Source organism: Rhodococcus sp. NPDC056960 (genome assembly GCF_042674125.1).
Classification (GTDB): domain Bacteria; phylum Actinomycetota; class Actinomycetes; order Mycobacteriales; family Mycobacteriaceae; genus Rhodococcus_F.
This window is the reverse complement of the sequence record NZ_JBHURF010000009.1, coordinates 124,311-144,403: the sequence shown is the minus strand read 5'-3', so window position 1 is coordinate 144,403 and position 20,093 is coordinate 124,311. Positions and strand designations below refer to the sequence as shown.

Here is a 20,093-nt window from a genome sequence, read left to right as displayed (position 1 = left end):
GCCTACGGGCCGGGTCGCACCAGCCCCGTCTCGTAGGCCAGCACCACTGCCTGCACCCGGTCGCGGACGTTCAACTTGGTGAGAATGCGTCCCACATGGGATTTGATTGTCGACTCCGAGAGGAACAGCTGGGCGGCGATCTCCGTGTTCGACAACCCCGTTGCCACCAGTTGCAGCACCTCGCGCTCCCGCTCGGTCAGCACGTCGAGGATCGCCGGGTCGCGACGCGGGGCCGGACCGTCGTCGAGGAACCGCGCCAGCAGGCGCCGCGTCACCTTCGGCGACACCACGGCGTCACCCGCGGCCACACTGCGAATGGCCGACACGAGGTCTTCCGACGGGGTGTCCTTGAGCAGGAAACCGCTGGCCCCCGCCCGCAACGCACCCATCGCATGCTCGTCGAGGTCGAAGGTCGTCATCACCAGCACCCGGCTCGCGACACCCGACTCCATGATCTGCGTAGTCGCGCTCACCCCGTCCACCACCGGCATCCGGACGTCCATCAGCACCACGTCCGGTTGGAGTGTGCGGACCGCGGCGACAGCGGCCGCGCCGTCGCTCGCCTCGCCGACGACGGTGATGTCGTCCTGGGCGTCGAGCACCATGGTGAGGCCCATGCGCATCAGTTCCTGGTCGTCGACGAGTAGCACGGTGATCGGCACAGCGCCAACCTAACACCGCAGGCCTCATCCGGTTCGGTCCAGCGGTGACCGGGTAGTCCAGTGCTGTGAGCCTCTCCCACGCACTGCGGTCGGCCGTCGCCGGCCCGAGTTCCCGGTGGTCCACCCCACCGAACGGCACCGCCCAGCATCCGATCAGTATCACCACGGCTTCCGTCTCCCGCGAGGAACAGCAGCGGGTGCGGATGCGCAAGTACGTGATCGTGATGGCTCTGCGGACACTCGCGTTCGTACTGTCCGCGGTGGTCTACGGACTGACCGCAAACGCATGGGCTGCGGTGGCGATCATCGGGGTGTCGCTTCCGCTGCCGTGGATCATCGGCCTGTTCGTCGACGACCTGCCGCCGTGGGAACAGGGCGACTCACACCGGTAGCGTTGCCGTACGGCCCAATTCGATGCACTCAGGCGCCCGTTCGCGCATTCGTTGCTCGCCGTCGGTGCACACCCCTATGATCGAGATGGCGGCTAGTTGGAGTGCCCACAGATCGGGGTGTCCAGATGCGAATCGCGGATGTGTTGCGAAACAAAGGTCCTGCCGTGGTGACGGTGGATCCAGGGATGTCGGTCAGCACGCTGATCGGCGAACTCGCCAGGCACAACGTCGGCGCCCTGGTGGTGACGGAGAACGACGCCGTCGTCGGAATCGTCACCGAACGCGATGTGGTGCGCCGCATCCACGAGCGGGGCCCCGACATCCTGAACGGCCAGGTCGCGGACATCATGACGACGTCGGTGTTCGCGTGCCTCCCGACCGACACCGTGGACAGTCTCGCCGAAACAATGACCGAACGCCGCATCCGGCACCTGCCGGTGATCGTAGACGGTCAGTTGGTCGGCATCGTCAGCATCGGCGACGTGGTGAAGAGCCGGATCGGCGAACTGCAGACCGAACGCGACCAACTCGAGTCGTACATCGACCACGGCTGAACCGGGGGAACCATGTCGTTGTTCGTCGTGGAGTACACGTACAGCCCCGAAACATCGTCTCTTCGGGACGATCACCGAACACAACATCGCGGGTGGCTCTCGGAACTGGTCCGCCGCAAGATCGTGCGTTCGACCGGGCCGCTCGCCGAAGGTCACGGTGCGCTGTTCATCGTCGACGCCGAGGACGAGGACACCGTCGCACGCCTGTTCGCGCAGGATCCGTTCGCCCACGAGAATCTCGTCGAGAAGGTGCATATCCGCGGTTGGACGCCCGCGATGGGCGAGTTCAGCGAGTAGCGAAGGTCACACGGCCGCACTCGTGCAGCGTACCGCCGTCGCGGACGGCACTGCGTCGTTCACTGAACAATTCGGTACTGCGAGCAGAGATCCCGCCTGCACTCTCTAGGATGTGCGCGGTGTCCACAGGATTGCTGAACGAGCCGATCGACCGGCTGACGCCGTCGCCGCGACCGCACTCGATCCGGAAGCCGGCGATCCTCGCCGCAGCCGGCGCTGCGGTGGCAGCCGTATTGTTCTGGATTGTCTCCGGAAGCCTCACCGACGATGCCTACATCAGCTTGTCGGCCGCCCGGAACCTGGCGGTCCACGGGGAGTGGGCGATCGTCCACGGGCTGACCGCGAACACGTCGACGTCCCCGTTGAATGTGCTCGCGCTCGGCGCACTGACATTCCTCACCAGGTTGTGGGGCCCGGGCGATCCCCTGCTCGCACTCGGAATGCTCAACGCGGCGGTCACCGGCCTGATGGGATGGGTGCTGGCGCGGATATGTCAGCGCCTGGGCATCGGGCCCGGCTGGGCGTGGCTCGCCGGTGCGCTGGTGGTGTTCAACCCGTTCGTGCTGTCCGCGGTCGGGCTCGAGGTGCTACTGATACCGGCCGCCGTCGTCGTGATGGTGTGGCTGGCACTCGAAGGCAAGGCCGCCTGGTTCGGTGCGGCTGCCGGCACGGCGGTGCTGGTGCGTCTGGACCTGCTCGTGTTCGTCGTCGTCATCGCGGCCCTGTCACCGGCGATCCGCACCCAGGTGCGCCGCACCACGGCCGGCTTTGCCGCCGTCGCCGGACCCTGGTACGTGTTCAGCTGGGTCGTCCTCGGTTCGGCTCTGCCCGATACATTCCTGATCAAACAGGGGCAGGCCTCCGACGTGGGGGGTTTCAACTACCTCACCGGACCCGTCATGTACTTCGAATCCAACCCGTGGCGGACGGTGGCGTCGTTCGGTCCCGCCGCCCTCGCAGTTCTTCTGCTCGCGCTCGCCCTCGTCGCGTACGCCCGGGGACGGCAGCGAGCGGTCCCCGTGCCGGGGCCTGTGCTCGCGCTCGGCGTGTCCGGTGCTCTCTACTACGTCGCCTACGTCGTCCTCGATACCGTGCCGTACCACTGGTATTACGTGGCGCCCGCGACGACGCTGGCGGTCTTCGCGGCCCTCGTGGTCGGTCTCTACTGGACGGCCGCACGCGGCACGTCGGACCGCGGAGTCGCCGGGGCACCAGCCGTCCTGCTGCTCATGCTGGGGGCAGGCGCTGTGTATTACGACGTGGAGGGCGGTCTCCCCTGGGACGCGCCGCCCATCTTCGGCAACTGGGCGAGCGCACACGACTACGAGCGGGTCGGCCGCGCGGTCGGCGCACTGGTCGGGGACGCGCCGGTGCGATCGCCCGGTGAGATCGGCACCCTCGCGTACTTCTGCGAATGCGTCATGGTCGACGAGTTCTCCGACCGCGGATTGGTGGTGGAGGACAGGTTGGTGCCCCGGCTCGCCGACGCGAACGAACCGGCACGCACGCTGCTGCGGGGCAACTACGCCTTCTTCGATTACCGCCTCGCGCCGGTGAATCCCGCGTTCGATCTCCGGTACGGGGAGGGGCACGGTCCCCGCGGGCCGATGTCGTGGGATGTGTATTCCGCCGCGCGCGGCGTCGGCCACTTCACCCTGGTTCCGCTCGCCGGCTGACCAGGGCCCGGCTTTCCGGCGGCCCCATGCTCCGAATATGCGGCGCAATGCGGAGGTTCGCAGCTAGCGTGGGGAATGCCAACCCGCTACCACGTCAGCTCGGTGTCGAACCGTGATTCCATTGCCCGATACGGATTGGACTACAGCCGTACGGGCGCTGCTCGCGGAATCGCCGGAAGCTACGGCCCCGAGCAGCAGGGCTCCTTCCTCGCCGCCGGTGAGCGGGAATGCGACTGGTTCGTGCGGATGAACAACACGGGCGGAGCCGTGGACGTGTGGGAGGTCCACGGCATCGACGATGACGACCTGATCCAGTCGCCCGAGGGCTTCTACTACTTTCCCGGCATCATTTCAGTGGACCAGCTGCGATTGGTGCAACGCGACCTACCCCCGGCCCGGAATCACTGATCGTGACCACGATCTCGGCGGGATGTGGTGTGAGGCTCGGTCGGCGCCCGCGAACCCCGCTCAGACGATGTATCGCAGCAGCGAGACGCCGTTCGGGAAACCTCGGGCCTCGAGCAGGAGCAGCCTCGGCATCTCGTACCCATCGGGGAACAACCTTCTCCCCTTCCCCTGCACGGTGGGGTAGACGAACAACCGGTATTCGTCGACCAGGCCGCACTCGATCAAGGCATGGGTGAGCGTGATGCTGCCTGTGACCACGATGTCGTGGCCCTCCTGCTCCTTCAGGGCCCGCACCTGGTCGATCCAGTCACCGGCGAGCACGGTCGAGTTCCGCCACCCAGGGTCGACCATGGTCGCGGATACGACGTACTTCTGAATCCGGTTGAGCTCGTCGGTAGTCCCGGTCCGGTCATCGGTCTGCTGGGGCCAGAAGCCGCGGAAGTCCTCGAACGTCTGCCGGCCCAGCAGGATCGCGTCGGCGCGCTCGGACTGGAGTCGGGTCGCCTCCATCAGCTCCGGGTCCTGGTCGGTGGGGTCGAACCAGGACCCGAGCATCTCGATGGAGCCGTCGAGGGTGATGTTCTGGGTGATTGCGAGTGTCCTCATATACATACCGACTTCGAGTCGGCCGCAGAATCATCGCCGGCGCAGTTTCCGAGCCCAGCCCAGAGTGTCGCCCAGCGCAACGCGGGCGGCGTCGCGTCGGAGGTCAACCCTTGATGAGATCGTCGATCTGGCCGATCGCCTGCGACGCGCCCTCCACCACACCCATGTCGAGCACCTGCTGGAGACCTTCGGCGGTCGCATAGGTGCTGACGTAAGTGGCGATGGTGCTGCCGTCCTGGTCCTGGAAGGAGAACTCGTTGGCGGACACGGGCATCGATTCGATCGGGGTGAAATCCGCGTCGGCGAATCCGTCGGTGAAGGTGAAGCCGGCAGGCTCATCGATGGAGATGATATTCCAGTAGCCCGCATGTTTGTCGCCTTCCGGTCCGGTCATGTAGTAGGTGACCCGACCGCCGGGGGTGAACTCATGGTCGACCACTGTCGCCGGGTAGGTCGGCGGACCCCAGATCTTCTCGAGCTGACGAGGATCGGCATAGATCTGCCAGATCCGCGCTCGGGGCGCGGCGAATTCGGCGGTGATGGTCAGGGTCAGTGCATCGGCGTCATGGCTGACGTTGGTGACAGGCATCGTTCATTCCTTCCGTTGGGGTTGCGTTGCGATCAGTTCGTCGATGCGCGCAATCCGACCGCGCCAAACCTGTTCCAGCTCGGCCAGCATGGATGACACCGCGCGAACTGCTTCCACATCGCCCGTGGCGAGTTGTTCACGGCCGCTGCGTCGTTTGACGAGTAGACCGGACTTCTGGAGAACGGCGACGTGCTTCTGTACGGCAGCGAAGCTCATTTCGTACTTCGCTGCCAGCGTGGAGACGGAGTGCTCGCCGGCCAGCACGCGACGCATGATGTCGCGCCTCGTTCGATCGGACAGCGCGTGGAACAGGGCATCGGCCCGGTCCTCGTCCGTTTCTGACACAACAGAAACATACAACCAATTGGTTGTATGTGCAAGACCGGATGTCCGCCTGGATCCACCTACCCCTTGTCGGCATTCCGCGCGCGGCGAAGACTCGAATCCATGAGTAATAAAGCAGTGGTCAGTCTCACCACCGGTCTCGAGGACGCCGAGAAGGTGACGGTTGCGTTTCTGGTCGCGGTCGGCGCGGCAGAACAACAGCGCGAGACGCTGATGTTTCTCACGAAGGAAGCGGTACGACTCGCGCTCGACGGCACGATTCAGGGGGTCGCCTGCGAAGGATGTCCGCCGCTGCCCGATCTGGCAGCGCGATACAAGAATGCGGGCGGCATCTACATGGTGTGTCCGATCTGCTTCGAGGCCAAGCACCTCGACAAGGACGCGCTGGTCGCCAACGCCGAACTCGCCGGGACGGTGCCGATGTGGAAGTGGATCGGCGACGAAGGGGCCGTGACGTTCAGTTATTGACCGGCGGTAGGGCGGTGGAGCCGCGCCGGTGACCCGTGCACGGTGAGTCGACTCGGGAGACGAGGTGCAGTTCCGGGGACGGCGACCCTCAGAGTGGGTCGAGACGGGTTTTGAGCAGACAGAATTCGTTGCCTTCGGGGTCGACCAGAACGTGCCACTGCTCCTCCCCTGCCTGGCCGATGTCGGCCGGGCGAGCGCCGAGCGCGAGAAGGCGTTCGAGTTCGGCGTCCTGATCGCGATCGGTGGCGTTCACGTCGATGTGCAAGCGGGATTTCCCCTTCTCCGGCTCATCCCTTCGACTGAGGATGATCGTCGGCTGCGGCCCGCCGAAGCCTTCGCGAGGCCCGATCTCCAACGTGCCGTCGTCCTCGCGATCGAGCACGACGAAATCCAGGACCTCGCACCAGAACCGCGCCAGCACCTCGGGGTTGCGGCAACCGAGGACGAGCTCACTGATACGACATGCCATGACGAACCTTCTCTCGGCGGCGATTTCGAGGAGCGGCCACGCGCGACCCTACGACGTACACGATGGTACGGGTGCGAATCCGATCCCGGACTAACATCGGCGCGCCCCGGACCTAGTCGTAGATGACGGCAAGTCCCCGGCGCTCGAGGTCCGCCAAGCCGTCCCGCATGGCCTGAAGCTGTTCGGGTGAATGCCCCACCCAGTCCGTGAGCTCGCCGACAATTCTCACGGGCTCCCGGGTGCGGTAGGAGCGGGTCGGATTTCCCGGAAACTTCTTGTCCGTCACGTTCGGGTCGTCCTCCAGTGCGCCTTCCGGTTCCACGATGTAGATCCGACACGGGCCGTCACCGGTAGCCAACTCGGCTCCCCACACGGCGGCGTCCAACGTGTGCGTCACATAGACGTGGTTCGAGACGCGTCCTGCGGCATAGTTCGACGGGCGCCCCGGCACCAGCACATCACCCACCGACAGGTCCGCCCTGGTGCCGTGGAGGAGCGCGCCCGACTCGTGCACTACAAAAGGTTTCGTCACGGCAAATCCTCCGTTGTTGTCGGTTCGACGATTGTGCAGCACGCCAGGGGTCTTGCCACAAGGCCCTCTCCCTGCCATAGAGTGAGAAGGGGACACACCACGTCGAGTCCTGTGGATGGAAATCGTCCGGTCGAATCTTATTGCTCCGGTATCGATTCCGGTATCGATTCCGGTGTGATACCGGTGGGCGGTCCGCAGATCGGAACCAGGTGCGCGTCGCATCGACGATGATTGACCGCGTGGAGAACACGAGCACCCAATCAGGCGACACCGTCCGAGAGTCGTATTCGGCCAGATCCGAGGAGTACGTGGAGCTCTTCGGCGCCATGACGTCGACGCACCCATCCGATCGGACCCTGGTGAGCAGCTGGGCCGCCGCCCTGACAGGTCCCGTGCTCGATGCGGGGTGCGGTCCGGGGCTGTGGACCGACTTCCTGGCCGAGTGCGGATCCGCGGTGAGCGGGATCGATCTGGTTCCCGAGTTCGTCGAACGAGCGCGCATACGGTATCCGGACCTCACCTTCGACGTCGGCCGCTTCGAGGCATTGGGCGCCGCGACGAAATCGCTGGGTGGTGTGCTGTCCTGGTACTCGCTCATTCACCACGGTCCGCGGGACATCCGGGTTCCGCTCACCGAGTTCGCGCGCGTGATCCGGCCGGGCGGAGGGTTGTTGGTGGGCTTCTTCGAAGGAGAAACCGTGGAGGCCTTCGGCCACGCCGTGACCACCGCCTATCGATGGCCGGTGGCCGAACTCGGCCGGGAATTGGTCGCGGCCGGCTTCGACGTGCTCGAGACACATACACGGACTGGGATCGGTTGCAGACCGCACGGCGCAATCACCGCACGCCGGCACAGCACCCCGTGAGTCGTCACGGGGTGGTCGTTCCGCGCGCGGAGTCCAGACGGTGCAGCAGGGCACGCGCACCGTCGAGGAGCAGTTCGAGGGCGTCCGGATAGGCGCTGCGTTCGGAGAGGTCTACGAGAAGTTCCGCGGTCGCCGCGATGTGCGGATGAGTTTCGGCCGGAAGCTGTGCGTAGGAGGAGCGCCACAGTTGCCGGTCGGACTCACGCACGTCGTCGGGTAGCGCGAGTTCGGCACCGTCGAGGGCCGCGAAGGCCAGCATCTGATCCACGTAGGCGCGGTAGAGGCGCACCGCGGCGCCGTCGGGAAATCCCGCCTCGCGCAGAATTCCGAGGATCGTCTCGACAGCGGACTTTTCGGAGGTGCGGCCACTGACTCGGCTCGCCGACAGGACCGCCGCCTGAGGGTGGTCCAAATATGATGCGTGCGAACGTATTCCGAGGGAATGCAGATCGCGCCACCAGTCCCCCGTGGGCTCCCATCCGTGGAACGACCGGCCGATCAGTTCGTCGGCGATCGCCAACGTCAGGTCGTCGATGCCGTCGAAATACCGGTAGAGGGTGCTGGGGTCGGCGCCGAGTGCAACGCCGAGACGGCGGACCGACAGACCTGCACTGCCGTGGTGGCGGAGCAAGCGCAGGGCCGTGTCCACGATCAACTTCTCCGAGAGCACGGCACCCTGCTTCGTCGGCCTCCGCCTGCGCCGGGCCGATTCTGGGACCACCTGCTTCGCCATGACCGCCTCCTTGCGCCCCGGCCACCTTATGCCAACACCGTTGACGATGTAAACGGCGAAGGTGTTGCATGTCACAGGCAGCGCGCGGCACCCCGATCTCGACATCCACCCAGCGAAAGCGACGCACACATGGCAGCACAGAACACCGGTACAGCCGGCGCACCACAGGCGACGGGTCTCCCCAAGACCCTCGGGATCGTGGACGGAATCGCGATCGCCGCGTCCAGTACCGCGGCGACGACCAGCATCGGCGTCGGCCTGGGAGTCATCGCAGCCGTGGTCGGACTCCAGATGCCGGTGGTGCTCCTGCTGGCCTTCGTCCCGATCCTCGGAATTGCCGGCGGATACGCTCGGCTCAATCGTGTCGAGCCCAACTGCGGAAACAGCTACGTGTGGGTGGGCCGCAGCCTCAATCCGTGGCTGGGCTTCCTCACGGGCTGGATGGCGATCATCGCGGTCGTGGTGTTCATGGCCTACACCACCGCCATCGCCGGGTCGGCGATCCTGCAACTCGGGGGCATGGCCGGTGTGCACGGCATCGGGGGGCTCGTTCTCGACCCGGACTCCACGCTGCAGTCCACACTGGTGGGACTGGTCATCCTGGGGGCGGTCACCTTCACCGCCGTCCGGGGCGTCGCGGTCGCGGCGCGGCTGCAGAAGTATCTCCTCGTCTTCGAATACGCCGTGCTGATCGGTTTCTGCGTGTACGGGCTGTTCGCCGGCAGCCAGCCGTTCTCACTCGACTGGTTCAATCCGTTTGCGATTCCCTCGTTTGCGTTGCTCGCGCAGGGCATGGTGATCGCGGTCTTCTTCTACTGGGGTTTCGAGGCGGCGTTCAGCGTGAGCGAGGAGGTGCGCGACCCCCGCGATGCCTCCCGCGCGGGTGTGATCACCGTTTTCCTGGCACTCGGGTTGTTCCTGCTCGGCGCGGTATCCTTCCAGCGCGTCCTCACTCCGGCGGAGCTCGCGGACAACGGGACCGTCGGGCTCGCGTTCCTCGGTGAGGCGCTCGCCGGCCGACCCCTGGCAGCGCTACCGGTGATCGCGCTGATGTTCTCCGTCGTCGCCTCACTCCAGGCGACCGTGATTCCCAGTGCCCGTGGACTGTTCGCCATGGGCCGGGACCGCACGCTCGGCCCGGTGTGGACCCGGATCCATTCCCGCTACGGAACCCCCGCAGCCGGCACGGTGCTGCTCGGCGGCATCTCCGCAGGGGTTGCGTTGCTGGCCACGGTCATTCCCAAGCTGAGCGACCTTCTCGGTGCCGGAATCAGCTCGATCGGTCTGGTCGTCGCCCTCTGGTACGGCCTGACCGCGCTTGCGGCCGCGGTGCGGTTCCGGAGAGTGCTGTGGGAGCATCCGTGGGAGGGACTGCGTGCGGTGGTGTCTCCCGCGCTCAGTGCGCTGGTGCTGCTGGCACTGGGCGGCTATCTGGGCTGGATCTTCTACACCTCCGCCGATCATCTCGAATTCAGCGCAGCCAACGGCTGGTTCCAGCTGCTGTTCCCGGTGCTGATCGTGATCTCCGGGCTGGTGGTGGCCGCGCACGCGAAGTGGGTCCGGAAGTCGCCGTATTTCGTCACCGGACGGGGAACGGACGCCGGCGACGCGGACCTGCTCGACACGCCCGCAGACGTCCCCGTCACCATCCCGTTCTGACCGGCCCGCCATCCGACACCAGCACTTCCCGACAGGAGATTTTCGATGTCAGCAGCACCCGCAGATCTGCTCTTCACCGGCGGATCCGTTGCCACCCTGAACCCTGCCCGAAGCCGTGCCACGACCGTCGCCGTCACCGGCGGCCGGATATCGGCGGTGGGCCACGACGAGGTCCGGGAACTGATCGGCCCTCACACCGAGGTCGTGGACCTCACCGGACGGATGCTGTTGCCCGGTTTCCAGGACGCGCACATCCATCCCGTGCTGGCAGGCCTCGAATACGCCCGCTGCAACCTCACAGGCACCAGCGACGCGGCCTCCACCCTCGCCGCCGTCCGCACCTACGCCGAGGAAAACCCGGAGGTGCCGTGGATCGTCGGGGGCGGGTGGTCGATGGAAGCGTTCGACGGGGGCACACCCACCGCGCGACTCCTCGACACGGTCGTCCCCGATCGTCCGGTGTTCCTGCCCAACCGCGACCACCACGGGGGGTGGGCGAACACCAGAGCCATGGACGTCGCCGGCGTCACCCGGCACACCCCGGATCCCGTCGGCGGACGCATCGAACGCGACGCCGACGGCGAGCCGACCGGCATGTTCCAGGAGTCGGCGATGGAGCTGATCGGCTGCCACACTCCGCAACACACCCCCGACGACCGACTGAAGGCACTCCTCTTCGCCCAGCGGTACCTGCATTCGCTCGGCATCACGGCCTGGCAGGACGCGCTTCTCGGCGATGCTTCGGGCATCGCCGACGTCTCGGACGCCTACCTGACGGCAGCACGGGACGGATCTCTCACCGCGCGGGTGGCGGGCGCGCTGTGGTGGGATCGCGATCGGGGCGCCGACCAGATTCCCGAACTGCTCGAGCGGCGCTCCCGCCTCCGAGTGGGACGGATGCGGGCCGATACCGTGAAGGTCATGCTCGACGGTGTCGCGGAGTCCCGGACCGCGGCCATGATCTCCCCGTATCTCGATGGATGTGGTTGTCCTACCGCTCATTCCGGCACCAGCTTCATCGATCCCGAACAACTGCGCGGCTATGTCACCGAGCTCGATGCCCTCGGATTCCAAGTGCACTTCCACGCCCTCGGTGATCGCGCGGTACGCGATGCGCTCGACGCGGTGCACGCGGCCCGGACGGCCAACGGATTCCGCGACACCCGACCGCACCTCGCTCATCTGCAGGTGGTGCACCCCAGCGACATTCCGCGCTTCCGCGCACTCGGCGCCACGGCCAACATGCAGCCGCTGTGGGCGGCGCACGAACCGCAGATGGACGAGCTCACCATCCCGTTCCTCGGCGACGAACGCGCCGGCCGGCAGTATCCGTTCGGTTCCCTGCTGCGCGCGGGCGCCACCCTGGCAGCCGGCAGCGACTGGCCGGTCAGCAGCGCCGACCCGATCCACGGCATCCATGTCGCGGTCAACCGCGTGCTGCCCGGTGAGGACGGCCGGGACCACCCCGTGTTCCTACCGGAGCAGCGCCTCGATCTCACGGCTGCGCTCACCGCGTACACCGCGGGGTCCGCGTACGTGAATCGTCTCGACGACACCGGAAGCATCGAGGTGGGCAAGCTCGCCGATCTGGTGGTCCTCGACCGGGATCCGTTCACTTTCGGCGACGACGCGATCGCCGACACTCGCGTGGCTCTGACCTATGTGGGCGGTGACCGCGTCTACACCGCGCCGAATGCGTGAGATGCCGATAATCGGCCCTACTGCGCCCCGAGGGCGTCGATCGCGGCCCGGAGCTTGGTCGTGGCCTCGTCTGCGACGTCCTGCAATGCCGGTTCGCCGGTCACGTCGACCATCAGTCGCGGGTTCATCGCGTCGACGATGATCGTGCCGTCGGCGGACGTGTCGGCGCGGACCACCACATTGCAGGGCAGCAGCAGGCCGATCTGCCGGTCCACGGTGACGGCGCGGTGTGCGAGCGGCGGGTTGCATGCGCCGAGGATGAGGTAGTCCTCCATGTCCTCACCGAGTTTCGCTTTCAGCGTCGCCTTCATGTCGATTTCGGTGAGCACGCCGAAGCCCTGCTCGGACAGCGCCTGCCGAGTGCGCTCCACCGCGTCGGCGAAGGTGGTGTGCAGAGTGGCAGACAGTGCGAGATTCATGATCATTCCTGCTTTCTGTGTGACGAGGGCGGGTGTCGCCGTTCAGGCGAGCGCGAGGAAGAGTTTTTCGAGTTCGGCTTCGGTCATGGGCTCGGCGCCCTCCGAGGTCTCGCCCGTCAGGCATTCCCGCAGACCGGTGGCGACGATCTTGAATCCGGCCCTGTCGAGCGCCCGCGAGACGGCGGCGAGTTGGGTGACGACGTCCTTGCACTCGCGGCCCTGCTCGATCATCGAGATCACGCCGGCGAGCTGACCGTGCGCACGGCGCAGCCGATTGAGTACCAGGGCGATGCTGTCTTCGTCGCCGACCATGGTGTTGCCCTTCCGTAGGTTTCTCACCACAGTACCCCTGGGGGTATTTTGGTGCGACTCGGAGGCCGTCGTGGCGCCGATCGGCTTCCACGGCCACACTGGAGGTGTCCCGCCGAAGTCAGGAGACAGTGATGGGCGACAACAGGCCGTTCGGGTTCGACCCCGACGATCTCGACCGCGTGATCCGGGAGGCGGGCGAGGAATTGCAGGGCGTCAAGGACCGCATCGTCAGGTTCCTCGACCAGGCGGATGCGCAGATTCCGTGGTCGGGCGTCTTCGCCGACTTCGCCCGGTCACCGCGCCCCGGTTCGAAGCCGGAGACGACCGGCGAGACCGGTGACGGCGTGTGGGCGATCTACACGGTCGACGCCGAGGGTGTCGCCCGCGTCGAACAGGTGTATGCCACCGAACTCGACGCGCTCCGCGCCCACAAGCACAATACCGATCCGCACCGCTCGGTGCGGTTCCTCCCCTACGGCGTCACCGTCAGCGTCCTCGACCAGCAGGAGGAACCGACCCCCCGAGAGACGGAGTGACCGAGAGACGGAGTGACCGAGCCGCTCACTCCTCCGGTTCGAGAGGCAACTCGGCGGTGACCCGCCAGCTTCCGTCGGTCTGCCGTCCCGCCTCGAGCGTGCCGTGCAGCACGGCCACCCGCTCGCGCATGCCCAGCAATCCGTTGCCGGACCCGAGGGAGAACTGGCCCGACGAGTTGCCGTTGTCGGTGATTTCGACGAGGACATCCGTCTCGCGGCGACGGACCCGCACCTTCGCGCGCGGGCGTTCTCCTGCGTGCCGCAGCACGTTGGTCAGCGATTCCTGAACGAGGCGGTGGACGCCCAGACTGACCGCGGGGCTGATGTCGTCCAGCTTTCCCGTCAACTCCAGTTCCACCGGCAGACCCGCGCTCCGCATCATGTCGACCAGCCGGGCGAGACCGGCCGTCCCGTGCTGGGGCATGTCGTCGGTCGCAGGTTCGGTGCGCAGCAGCGACACGGTGCGCCGCAGTTCCGCCAGTGCCTCCCGTCCGGTGCTCGCGATGTTGGTGAGCGCCTGCTTCGCGATCTCGGGATTGTTCTTCAACGCGTAGGACGCACCGTCGGCCTGCACGATCATCACGCTCACGGCGTGGGCGACCACGTCGTGCAACTCCCGCGCGATCCGAGTGCGCTCGGCCGCGACCGCGTCCTCGGCACGCCGGTCCCGGTCGTAGTCGGCGACGGCGAGCCGTGCCGCCACCTCCTCGTCGTACGCCCGGCGGGCCCCGAGGAACTCCGCCGTGATCCACGACAGCGCAAAGATCAGCGCCGAATACAGACCGGCCTCCAGCGGCCCCTGCTCGAGCAGCCAGATGGCGAGCGCGGAGTCGAGTACCAGGCCGACCGCGTACACGGCGGCGGCACGCCGGTCGACGTAGGCGACGAGGGTGTAGAGCCCGACCGCGAGGGCCAGCAATCCGGGATGCTCGGCCTGGAGATCGTCGATCGAATAACTGACGAAGGTGATCGTGATCGACACCACGAGAATCGCCCCGGCCGCGGCACGCGGGTAGGTGCGGCGCCACACGATGGGCAGGCACAGCAGGAAGCCGAGGACGAGCTGCACCCACGGTGAGCGATCCCCCGCCGCGGTGAAGGCGAACACCTCGAGGGCAAACAGGATTGCCGCCAGCATCGAGTCCGCAACCGTCGGCTTTCCTCGCAGCCACAGACTGAACCTCCGCATGTGCACAGCGTAAGTACCTCGCGGTGGGTGTGGTTGAGTCAGCACCATGAGTGTGGGTGACTGGGCGCTTCTTCTCACCGCCGCGACAGCCGCCGGGTGGGTCGACGCCGTGGTGGGCGGCGGTGGGCTGATTCTCATCCCCGCGCTGTTCCTCGTCGCCCCGCAGCTGACGCCGCAGGCGGCGCTGGCCACCAACAAACTCACCGCGTTCACCGGCACGTCCGCCGCCGTGGTTACGTTCGCACGGCGCATCCCGATGAATTGGCGGTTGCTGGTTCCGGCCGGCCTGCTCGCGGCGATCACATCCGCGCTCGGCGCCGCGACGGTGTCGCGGATCGACAAGGACGTCTTCATCCCGCTGATCATGGCGGTGCTCGTCGGTGTCGCCGTGTTCGTGACGATCCGGCCCCAGCTGGGGACCACGCTGGCGAAGGATCCGCCGACCCGGCGGAAGGTCGCCGCGGTCGTCCTGCTCTCCGCCGGCCTCCTCGGCTTCTACGACGGCCTGTTCGGTCCGGGCACCGGCACCTTCCTCATCATCAGCTTCGCGACCTTCCTCGGTACCGAATTCGTGCGCAGCGCCGCGATGGCGAAGGTGATCAACCTCGGATCGAATCTGGGTGCGCTGGTGTTCTTCGCCGCCACCGGTCACGTGCTGTGGGCGCTCGGTCTGAGCATGGCGGTGTGCAACGTGATCGGCGCGGTCACCGGTTCGCGGATGGCCCTGAGCAGGGGCGCCGGTTTCGTCCGGATCACCCTGCTGATCGTGGTGATCGCCATGGTGATCCGGTTGGGTTGGCAGCAATTCGCCTGAGCGACCGACTACGGTGGTCCAGGTGACGGCTCCACGACAGGTTGATCCGGAATTCCTTGCCCTTCCGCTGCGTTCGCTGGCGGACGCGGCACTCACCGCGGCGCGTGCGGCCGGGGCGTCGCACGCCGACCTGCGCGTGCACCGCCTCACCAGCCAGTCGCTGCGACTGCGCGACGGCGAGGTGCAGTCGGCGGTCGACACCGACGAACTCGGCTTCGCGGTGCGCGTCCTCGTCGACGGCACGTGGGGTTTCGCCTCACACGCCGAGCTGACGCCCACGACGGCCGCCGCCACCGCGGAGCAGGCGGTGGCCGTCGCCCGTGCGCTGCGCGGACTCAACCGGGAGCACGTCGAACTGGCAGGCGAACCGGTGTACACCGACGTCCACTGGGTGTCCGACTACGACGTCGATCCGTTCGAAGTTCCCGCCGCCGAGAAGATCTCGCTGCTCGGCGAATACTCCCGCAGGATGCTCGCGTCGGACGGCGTCGACCACGTCACCGCAGGCTGCCTGCAGGTGAAGGAGCAGACGTTCTACGCCGATCTCGCCGGATCGTCCATCGTGCAGCAGCGGGTGCGGCTGCATCCGCAACTCGAGGCCACCACCGTCGACCAGTCGGCCGGCGTGTTCGAGACGATGCGCACCCTCGCGCCCCCGGTCGGGCGCGGATGGGAGTACGTCGCCGGTGACGGCGTGTGGGACTGGACCGGCGAACTCGCGGAGATCCCCCATCTGCTGGCCGAGAAGGTGAAGGCCCCGACCGTGGTGGCCGGCCCCACGGATCTGGTGATCGACCCCACCAACCTGTGGTTGACGATCCACGAGTCCATCGGGCACGCCACCGAATACGACCGCGCCATCGGCTACGAGGCCGCCTATGCCGGGACGTCGTTCGCCACCCCCGACCTGCTGGGCACGCTGCAGTACGGGACGCCGATCATGCACGTCACCGCCGACCGGACCGAACGGCACGGGCTGGCCACCGTCGGCTACGACGACGAGGGCGTGGCAACGCAGTCGTGGGACCTGGTCGCCGACGGACTCCTCGTCGGTTACCAACTCGACCGGGCGTTCGCGCCGCGACTCGGGCTGGAGCGTTCGAACGGCTGCTCGTACGCCGACTCGCCGCACCACGTTCCGATCCAGCGGATGGCCAATGTGTCGCTGCAGCCCGATCCCGACACCGATCGCAGCACGGACGATCTGATCTCGGGTGTGGAGGACGGCATCTTTGTGGTCGGCGACAAGTCCTGGTCGATCGACATGCAGCGCTACAACTTCCAGTTCACCGGTCAGCGGTTCTACCGCATCCGCGGCGGGAAACTCGACGGGCAACTCCGCGACGTCGCGTATCAGGCGACCACCACGGATTTCTGGGGTTCGATGGACGCCGTCGGCGGCCGGTCCACCTGGCAGCTCGGCGGCGCATTCAACTGCGGCAAGGCGCAGCCCGGTCAGGTCGCGGCGGTCAGCCACGGCTGCCCGGCGGCGCTCTTCCGCGGCGTGAACGTACTGAACACCCGGACGGAAGGCGGCCGATGATCGCACCGCAGCAACTCGTCGAGCAGGTCCTGGCCCGCGCCACCGTCGACGAGACGATCGTGATCGTCACCGACGCCAGCGAGGCCGCCCTGCGGTGGGCGGGCAACTCGATGACCACCAACGGCGTGTCCACCTCCCGCAGCTGGACGGTGATCTCGATCGTCCGGGCCGGTGAGGATGCGATGGTCGGCATCGTCACGTCGGCGAGTGTCGACGCCGCTGACATCGACGGCGTGGTGCGTTCAGCCGAAATCGCCGCGCGCGCAGCCACGCCCGCATCAGACGCGATGCCCCTGCTCACCGGTTCCGGCACCGACGAGCACTGGGAGACTCCGGCCGAGCGAACCGAGATCGGCGCGTTCGAGCAGCTGGCCCAGGATCTGAGCATGGGCTTCGACGGCGACGACCAGCTCTACGGTTTCGCCCATCACCAGTTGCACACCACCTGGCTGGCCACGTCGTCCGGAATCCGGCGCCGGTTCGCTCAGCCCACCGGATCGGTCGAGATCAACGGCAAACGCGGCGACGCCAGCGCCTGGGTGGGCACCAGCACCAAGGACTTCACGGATGTGGCGAGCGTGAAGTTATTGCAGGATCTGTCGACCCGACTCGATTGGGCCCGCAACCGTGTGGCGTTGCCCGCGGGCCGTTACGAGACGATCCTGCCGCCCTCCGCGGTCGCGGACCTCATGATCTACCTCCTGTGGACGATGGAGGGGCGGGCCGCGGAAGAGGGGCATTCCGCCCTGTCGGCGCCCGGCGGCACCCGGGTCGGTGAGAAGCTGAGTGCGCTCCCACTGACCCTCTCGTCCGATCCGGCCGCGCTCGGCCTGGAGTACGCGCCGTTCGTCGTCACCGGGTCGTCGTCCGAAGCCCTGTCCGTCTTCGACAACGGCATGGACGCGGGGCGGGTCGACTGGGTGCGCGACGGCACCGTCAACGCCCTCGCGTATCCGCGGGCCGCGGCGAAGGAGTTCGGCGCCGAGGCGACCGTGCCCGGCGACAACCTGATCCTCGACGCGGGGGGTTCGGTGTCGCTGGACCAGATGGTGGCCGAGACCGAACGCGGTCTGCTGCTGACCACCCTCTGGTACATCCGGGAGGTCGACCCCGCCACGCTGCTGCTCACCGGTTTGACGCGGGACGGCGTCTATCTCGTCGAGAACGGCAAGGTCACGGGTGCCGTCAACAATTTCCGGTTCAACGAGAGTCCTCTCGATCTGCTGCGCAGGGTCACCCAGGCCGGGGCCACTGAGCGGACGCTCCCGCGCGAATGGAAGGACTGGTTCACCCGTACGGCGATGCCGCCGCTGCGCATTCCGGATTTTCACATGTCGTCGGTCAGCAAGGCGCTCTGAGCCCCAGGATTCTATGCGGACGCTCGTCTAGGTGACAGCCCGTGCAGTTTCCGTTATAAATGCTGCAGACATCCCGCCTATGAGATTTCTCACTCCAGAGACGTTTCGCCGCGGATGTCATATTCAGGTCTCCAGAAAGCGGGGCCACCACCCATCGTGTCGCCGCGTTGTCGCTGCATGCGCCGGGTACCGCCCTTGCACGTCCGACCAGGAGGTTTCATGCACTCCGACACTCGCATCCGCGAGGCGCTTCACGGCCCCACCAGGGTCACGAGACGATTCGGTCTCGCCGATGTGGCACTGACGACGTTCGTGTGCCTCGTCTGCGCGACCGGTATCGGCATCATCACCGGTTCCGTTCTGGTCGCCGCGGCGGGAGGGCTGATCGTCGTCCTCGCCACGGCGCTGATGGTGGCGGCGGTATGACCGCCCCACGGAATCAGCGAAGCACCCCAATCCAGGAGATCACTTTGTCGAACGACGTACTCGAGGCGGCAGCACCGCCGGCACATTCGATTCCGCACCGCCACCCGGACGGACGCGAAGTTCTCGCCACCGCGAAGGGCATTCTCATCGCCACCCGCGGATACGGCGACACGGAGGCATTCGAGGAGTTGCTCGACGTGTCCCGACATCATCACGTCAGTGTGATGCGGGCAGCGAAGTCGCTGGTGGAACTGGCCACCCGGCGGCAGCCGTGCCCCTCGGTGACGACACCGGCACCGAAGTACGCGCTCGAGTTCAGGGAGTGGACGACACTGCTGGCGCGGTGACGCGGTCTCCGTGGGCGCGGGCGAGGCGCTCGTAGGCGCGGTGCGTGAGCCATTCGAGTGGTCCTCGATCGAACCACCCCAGCCACAGGCGGGACACGAGGATCAGGGTCGCCGAGACGACGCCGAACAGGACGAGGGTGCCCGGAACGACGGTGGCGCCATCCGATCGGGCGGCCAGCCCGAAACCCCAGCCGTAGCAGACGGTCGAACACAGGATGTTCTGCAGCACATAGCAACTGAGCGCCATCCTGCCCACGTTCGACAGTGCGCGGCCGGCCGCGCCGGGTTCACGCCCGTCTGCGTAGCGGTGCGCAATCGCCGCCAGGAGCCCCACTGCCACCAGCGGCGCGGTTCCGTACCTGCCCAGCAGCAGCCCGGCGTCGCCACCGAGGAGTCCGAGGGTGAAGTCGAGCGGGAGCGCCACCCCCAGCCCCACCACCATCAGACGGCGTCGGAGGGCACCGCGGTCCGACTCCAGGATGCGTGCCTCGAAGAGGTGCGCGCCGACGAGGAACAGTGCGATCGACAGCGGCAGGATGAAGACCACCTCGAGGCGGAACAGCACCATGTTGTCGATGCGGAAGGCGACGAGATCCCGGAAACTGCCGTCGGCGTAGGGATTCGGGGACAGCGGCCGCGGTTCCCGAGCCGGCGCCGAAGCTACCGCCGCGGCAACGAGGGCCAGCATCGCCAGGTGCACGGTCACCGCACCCACCGCCCACACCCGTTGTGCGCGAACGCCCGTCGTCAGGATGAACGCGACGATCAGGCCGGTGAGCGCGTACCCGGTCAGGACGTCGAACTCGGTGAACAACAGGAAGTGCAGCACGCCGTCCACCATCAGAAGTCCTGCGCGCCAGGGGTACCCACCAGGCCACCGCAGACCCTGACACCGGGCGGAACGCTGCTGGATCACCAGCCCGATGCCGAACATGAGGGTGAGCAGGCCGAGGAACTTTCCCTGCGCGAACTGCTGCAGCACGGCCTGCACCGGCGCCCACGCGCCGGTCGCCCGGCCGGTGCCGTTCAGATAGCCGACCAGGCCCTCGACGTCGGTGAAGATCCAGATGTTGGTGCCCAGCGTTCCCAGAATCGCCGAACCGCGGACGACGTCGAGCGCGGCGTAGCGGCGGGACGTCGGTCGTTGCGGCGTCATACGGTCGGACCCCCGTTGCTTATTAGTACGGTCGTG

The 20,093-nt window shown here is 66.9% G+C and carries 26 protein-coding genes; 15 read left to right on the top strand and 11 right to left on the bottom strand.

What is annotated here, in order from left to right; genetic code table 11:
* Positions 1-2: 2 nt before the first annotated feature.
* The gene (locus tag ACFTWF_RS16255) at positions 3-662 is read right to left on the bottom strand and encodes a response regulator (protein WP_378462227.1); all 660 of its coding nucleotides are present in this window, start codon (positions 660-662) and stop codon (positions 3-5) included.
* A gap of 65 nt (positions 663-727) precedes the next feature.
* On the opposite strand from ACFTWF_RS16255, the gene ACFTWF_RS16250 reads away from it, so the two are divergent.
* From ACFTWF_RS16250 to ACFTWF_RS16230, 5 genes are all read left to right on the top strand, one after another.
* Complete coding sequence (locus tag ACFTWF_RS16250; RefSeq protein WP_378462226.1) at positions 728-1,054, top strand: DUF3099 domain-containing protein; 327 nt, start codon at positions 728-730, stop codon at positions 1,052-1,054.
* Positions 1,055-1,179: 125 nt separating this feature from the next.
* The gene (locus ACFTWF_RS16245; RefSeq protein WP_378462225.1) at positions 1,180-1,608 is read left to right on the top strand and encodes a CBS domain-containing protein; all 429 of its coding nucleotides are present in this window, start codon (positions 1,180-1,182) and stop codon (positions 1,606-1,608) included.
* Between the two features lie 12 nt (positions 1,609-1,620).
* Positions 1,621-1,905 carry a YciI family protein gene (locus ACFTWF_RS16240; RefSeq protein ID WP_378462224.1) on the top strand — a complete coding sequence of 95 codons (285 nt, stop codon included), beginning with the start codon at positions 1,621-1,623 and terminating at the stop codon, positions 1,903-1,905.
* Positions 1,906-2,015: 110 nt separating this feature from the next.
* Complete coding sequence (locus tag ACFTWF_RS16235; protein ID WP_378462223.1) at positions 2,016-3,581, top strand: hypothetical protein; 1,566 nt, start codon at positions 2,016-2,018, stop codon at positions 3,579-3,581.
* 75 nt (positions 3,582-3,656) lie between these two features.
* Complete coding sequence (locus ACFTWF_RS16230; RefSeq protein WP_378462222.1) at positions 3,657-3,989, top strand: hypothetical protein; 333 nt, start codon at positions 3,657-3,659, stop codon at positions 3,987-3,989.
* A gap of 60 nt (positions 3,990-4,049) precedes the next feature.
* Here the strand turns inward: ACFTWF_RS16230 and ACFTWF_RS16225 are convergent, their stop codons facing one another.
* The 3 genes from ACFTWF_RS16225 to ACFTWF_RS16215 all read right to left on the bottom strand — a co-directional run bounded on the left by ACFTWF_RS16225 (position 4,050) and on the right by ACFTWF_RS16215 (position 5,529).
* Complete coding sequence (locus tag ACFTWF_RS16225; protein ID WP_378462221.1) at positions 4,050-4,595, bottom strand: dihydrofolate reductase family protein; 546 nt, start codon at positions 4,593-4,595, stop codon at positions 4,050-4,052.
* Between the two features lie 103 nt (positions 4,596-4,698).
* On the bottom strand, positions 4,699-5,184 hold the full coding sequence (locus ACFTWF_RS16220) for an SRPBCC domain-containing protein (RefSeq protein ID WP_378462220.1): 486 nt from the start codon (positions 5,182-5,184) through the stop codon (positions 4,699-4,701).
* A 3-nt stretch (positions 5,185-5,187) separates the two neighbouring features.
* On the bottom strand, positions 5,188-5,529 hold the full coding sequence (locus tag ACFTWF_RS16215; protein WP_378462219.1) for an ArsR/SmtB family transcription factor: 342 nt from the start codon (positions 5,527-5,529) through the stop codon (positions 5,188-5,190).
* 102 nt (positions 5,530-5,631) lie between these two features.
* On the opposite strand from ACFTWF_RS16215, the gene ACFTWF_RS16210 reads away from it, so the two are divergent.
* On the top strand, positions 5,632-5,997 hold the full coding sequence (locus tag ACFTWF_RS16210; RefSeq protein ID WP_378462218.1) for a peroxiredoxin: 366 nt from the start codon (positions 5,632-5,634) through the stop codon (positions 5,995-5,997).
* 88 nt (positions 5,998-6,085) lie between these two features.
* Here ACFTWF_RS16210 and ACFTWF_RS16205 read toward each other — a convergent pair whose 3' ends face one another.
* Together ACFTWF_RS16205 and arr are read right to left on the bottom strand one after the other, a co-directional pair.
* On the bottom strand, positions 6,086-6,466 hold the full coding sequence (locus ACFTWF_RS16205; RefSeq protein WP_378462217.1) for a VOC family protein: 381 nt from the start codon (positions 6,464-6,466) through the stop codon (positions 6,086-6,088).
* A gap of 112 nt (positions 6,467-6,578) precedes the next feature.
* Positions 6,579-6,998: an NAD(+)--rifampin ADP-ribosyltransferase gene (arr, locus tag ACFTWF_RS16200; protein ID WP_378462216.1), complete on the bottom strand. Its 420-nt coding sequence runs from the start codon at positions 6,996-6,998 to the stop codon at positions 6,579-6,581.
* A 227-nt stretch (positions 6,999-7,225) separates the two neighbouring features.
* On the opposite strand from arr, the gene ACFTWF_RS16195 reads away from it, so the two are divergent.
* Positions 7,226-7,864, top strand: a complete 639-nt coding sequence (locus ACFTWF_RS16195; RefSeq protein ID WP_378462215.1) for a class I SAM-dependent methyltransferase — start codon at positions 7,226-7,228, stop codon at positions 7,862-7,864.
* Positions 7,865-7,868: 4 nt separating this feature from the next.
* On the opposite strand, the gene ACFTWF_RS16190 is transcribed toward ACFTWF_RS16195, so the two are convergent.
* On the bottom strand, positions 7,869-8,597 hold the full coding sequence (locus tag ACFTWF_RS16190; protein WP_378462214.1) for a TetR/AcrR family transcriptional regulator: 729 nt from the start codon (positions 8,595-8,597) through the stop codon (positions 7,869-7,871).
* Positions 8,598-8,726: 129 nt separating this feature from the next.
* On the opposite strand from ACFTWF_RS16190, the gene ACFTWF_RS16185 reads away from it, so the two are divergent.
* A complete protein-coding gene (locus tag ACFTWF_RS16185) occupies positions 8,727-10,256 on the top strand; it encodes an APC family permease (RefSeq protein WP_378462213.1) in 1,530 nt (509 codons plus the stop codon).
* 45 nt (positions 10,257-10,301) lie between these two features.
* Positions 10,302-11,957 carry an amidohydrolase gene (locus tag ACFTWF_RS16180; protein WP_378462212.1) on the top strand — a complete coding sequence of 552 codons (1,656 nt, stop codon included), beginning with the start codon at positions 10,302-10,304 and terminating at the stop codon, positions 11,955-11,957.
* Positions 11,958-11,974: 17 nt separating this feature from the next.
* Here ACFTWF_RS16180 and ACFTWF_RS16175 read toward each other — a convergent pair whose 3' ends face one another.
* Positions 11,975-12,376, bottom strand: coding sequence for a DUF302 domain-containing protein (locus tag ACFTWF_RS16175; protein ID WP_378462211.1), 402 nt, complete (start codon positions 12,374-12,376; stop codon positions 11,975-11,977).
* A 42-nt stretch (positions 12,377-12,418) separates the two neighbouring features.
* Positions 12,419-12,688, bottom strand: a complete 270-nt coding sequence (locus ACFTWF_RS16170) for a metal-sensitive transcriptional regulator (protein WP_378462366.1) — start codon at positions 12,686-12,688, stop codon at positions 12,419-12,421.
* A gap of 131 nt (positions 12,689-12,819) precedes the next feature.
* Between ACFTWF_RS16170 and ACFTWF_RS16165 the strand changes: the two genes are divergently transcribed.
* Positions 12,820-13,224: a hypothetical protein gene (locus tag ACFTWF_RS16165; protein ID WP_378462210.1), complete on the top strand. Its 405-nt coding sequence runs from the start codon at positions 12,820-12,822 to the stop codon at positions 13,222-13,224.
* Positions 13,225-13,249: 25 nt separating this feature from the next.
* Here the strand turns inward: ACFTWF_RS16165 and ACFTWF_RS16160 are convergent, their stop codons facing one another.
* Positions 13,250-14,413: a sensor histidine kinase gene (locus ACFTWF_RS16160; RefSeq protein ID WP_378462209.1), complete on the bottom strand. Its 1,164-nt coding sequence runs from the start codon at positions 14,411-14,413 to the stop codon at positions 13,250-13,252.
* Between the two features lie 46 nt (positions 14,414-14,459).
* Between ACFTWF_RS16160 and ACFTWF_RS16155 the strand changes: the two genes are divergently transcribed.
* From ACFTWF_RS16155 to ACFTWF_RS16135, 5 genes are all read left to right on the top strand, one after another.
* Positions 14,460-15,227: a TSUP family transporter gene (locus ACFTWF_RS16155; RefSeq protein WP_378462208.1), complete on the top strand. Its 768-nt coding sequence runs from the start codon at positions 14,460-14,462 to the stop codon at positions 15,225-15,227.
* Between the two features lie 22 nt (positions 15,228-15,249).
* A complete protein-coding gene (locus ACFTWF_RS16150; RefSeq protein ID WP_378462207.1) occupies positions 15,250-16,770 on the top strand; it encodes a TldD/PmbA family protein in 1,521 nt (506 codons plus the stop codon).
* Complete coding sequence (locus tag ACFTWF_RS16145; protein ID WP_378462206.1) at positions 16,767-18,128, top strand: metallopeptidase TldD-related protein; 1,362 nt, start codon at positions 16,767-16,769, stop codon at positions 18,126-18,128. Before ACFTWF_RS16150 ends, ACFTWF_RS16145 begins: the two co-directional genes overlap by 4 nt.
* A 219-nt stretch (positions 18,129-18,347) precedes the next feature.
* Positions 18,348-18,554 carry a hypothetical protein gene (locus ACFTWF_RS16140; protein ID WP_378462205.1) on the top strand — a complete coding sequence of 69 codons (207 nt, stop codon included), beginning with the start codon at positions 18,348-18,350 and terminating at the stop codon, positions 18,552-18,554.
* Complete coding sequence (locus ACFTWF_RS16135) at positions 18,551-18,901, top strand: ANTAR domain-containing protein (protein ID WP_378462204.1); 351 nt, start codon at positions 18,551-18,553, stop codon at positions 18,899-18,901. The genes ACFTWF_RS16140 and ACFTWF_RS16135 overlap by 4 nt, the downstream gene beginning before the upstream one ends.
* On the opposite strand, the gene ACFTWF_RS16130 is transcribed toward ACFTWF_RS16135, so the two are convergent.
* Positions 18,870-20,057 (bottom strand): DUF418 domain-containing protein, encoded by a 1,188-nt coding sequence (locus ACFTWF_RS16130; RefSeq protein WP_378462203.1) that lies wholly within the window; start codon positions 20,055-20,057, stop codon positions 18,870-18,872. The two genes, ACFTWF_RS16135 and ACFTWF_RS16130, sit on opposite strands and share 32 nt — an antisense overlap.
* Positions 20,058-20,093 lie beyond the last annotated feature (36 nt).

Excerpts from the sequence above, each read along its gene's own strand:
- ACFTWF_RS16235 (WP_378462223.1), top strand. The coding sequence starts at position 2,016 with ATGTGCGCGGTGTCCACAGGATTGCTGAACGAGCCGATCGACCGGCTG.
- ACFTWF_RS16165 (WP_378462210.1), top strand. The coding sequence starts at position 12,820 with ATGGGCGACAACAGGCCGTTCGGGTTCGACCCCGACGATCTCGACCGC.
- ACFTWF_RS16135 (WP_378462204.1), top strand. The coding sequence starts at position 18,551 with ATGACCGCCCCACGGAATCAGCGAAGCACCCCAATCCAGGAGATCACT.
- ACFTWF_RS16140 (WP_378462205.1), top strand. The coding sequence starts at position 18,348 with ATGCACTCCGACACTCGCATCCGCGAGGCGCTTCACGGCCCCACCAGG.
- ACFTWF_RS16160 (WP_378462209.1), bottom strand. The coding sequence starts at position 14,413 with ATGCGGAGGTTCAGTCTGTGGCTGCGAGGAAAGCCGACGGTTGCGGAC.
- ACFTWF_RS16185 (WP_378462213.1), top strand. The coding sequence starts at position 8,727 with ATGGCAGCACAGAACACCGGTACAGCCGGCGCACCACAGGCGACGGGT.
- ACFTWF_RS16190 (WP_378462214.1), bottom strand. The coding sequence starts at position 8,597 with ATGGCGAAGCAGGTGGTCCCAGAATCGGCCCGGCGCAGGCGGAGGCCG.
- ACFTWF_RS16170 (WP_378462366.1), bottom strand. The coding sequence starts at position 12,688 with ATGGTCGGCGACGAAGACAGCATCGCCCTGGTACTCAATCGGCTGCGC.
- ACFTWF_RS16205 (WP_378462217.1), bottom strand. The coding sequence starts at position 6,466 with ATGGCATGTCGTATCAGTGAGCTCGTCCTCGGTTGCCGCAACCCCGAG.
- ACFTWF_RS16145 (WP_378462206.1), top strand. The coding sequence starts at position 16,767 with ATGATCGCACCGCAGCAACTCGTCGAGCAGGTCCTGGCCCGCGCCACC.
- ACFTWF_RS16245 (WP_378462225.1), top strand. The coding sequence starts at position 1,180 with ATGCGAATCGCGGATGTGTTGCGAAACAAAGGTCCTGCCGTGGTGACG.
- ACFTWF_RS16240 (WP_378462224.1), top strand. The coding sequence starts at position 1,621 with ATGTCGTTGTTCGTCGTGGAGTACACGTACAGCCCCGAAACATCGTCT.
- ACFTWF_RS16195 (WP_378462215.1), top strand. The coding sequence starts at position 7,226 with ATGATTGACCGCGTGGAGAACACGAGCACCCAATCAGGCGACACCGTC.
- ACFTWF_RS16210 (WP_378462218.1), top strand. The coding sequence starts at position 5,632 with ATGAGTAATAAAGCAGTGGTCAGTCTCACCACCGGTCTCGAGGACGCC.
- ACFTWF_RS16180 (WP_378462212.1), top strand. The coding sequence starts at position 10,302 with ATGTCAGCAGCACCCGCAGATCTGCTCTTCACCGGCGGATCCGTTGCC.
- ACFTWF_RS16155 (WP_378462208.1), top strand. The coding sequence starts at position 14,460 with ATGAGTGTGGGTGACTGGGCGCTTCTTCTCACCGCCGCGACAGCCGCC.
- ACFTWF_RS16220 (WP_378462220.1), bottom strand. The coding sequence starts at position 5,184 with ATGCCTGTCACCAACGTCAGCCATGACGCCGATGCACTGACCCTGACC.
- ACFTWF_RS16225 (WP_378462221.1), bottom strand. The coding sequence starts at position 4,595 with ATGAGGACACTCGCAATCACCCAGAACATCACCCTCGACGGCTCCATC.
- ACFTWF_RS16175 (WP_378462211.1), bottom strand. The coding sequence starts at position 12,376 with ATGAATCTCGCACTGTCTGCCACTCTGCACACCACCTTCGCCGACGCG.
- ACFTWF_RS16230 (WP_378462222.1), top strand. The coding sequence starts at position 3,657 with ATGCCAACCCGCTACCACGTCAGCTCGGTGTCGAACCGTGATTCCATT.
- ACFTWF_RS16130 (WP_378462203.1), bottom strand. The coding sequence starts at position 20,057 with ATGACGCCGCAACGACCGACGTCCCGCCGCTACGCCGCGCTCGACGTC.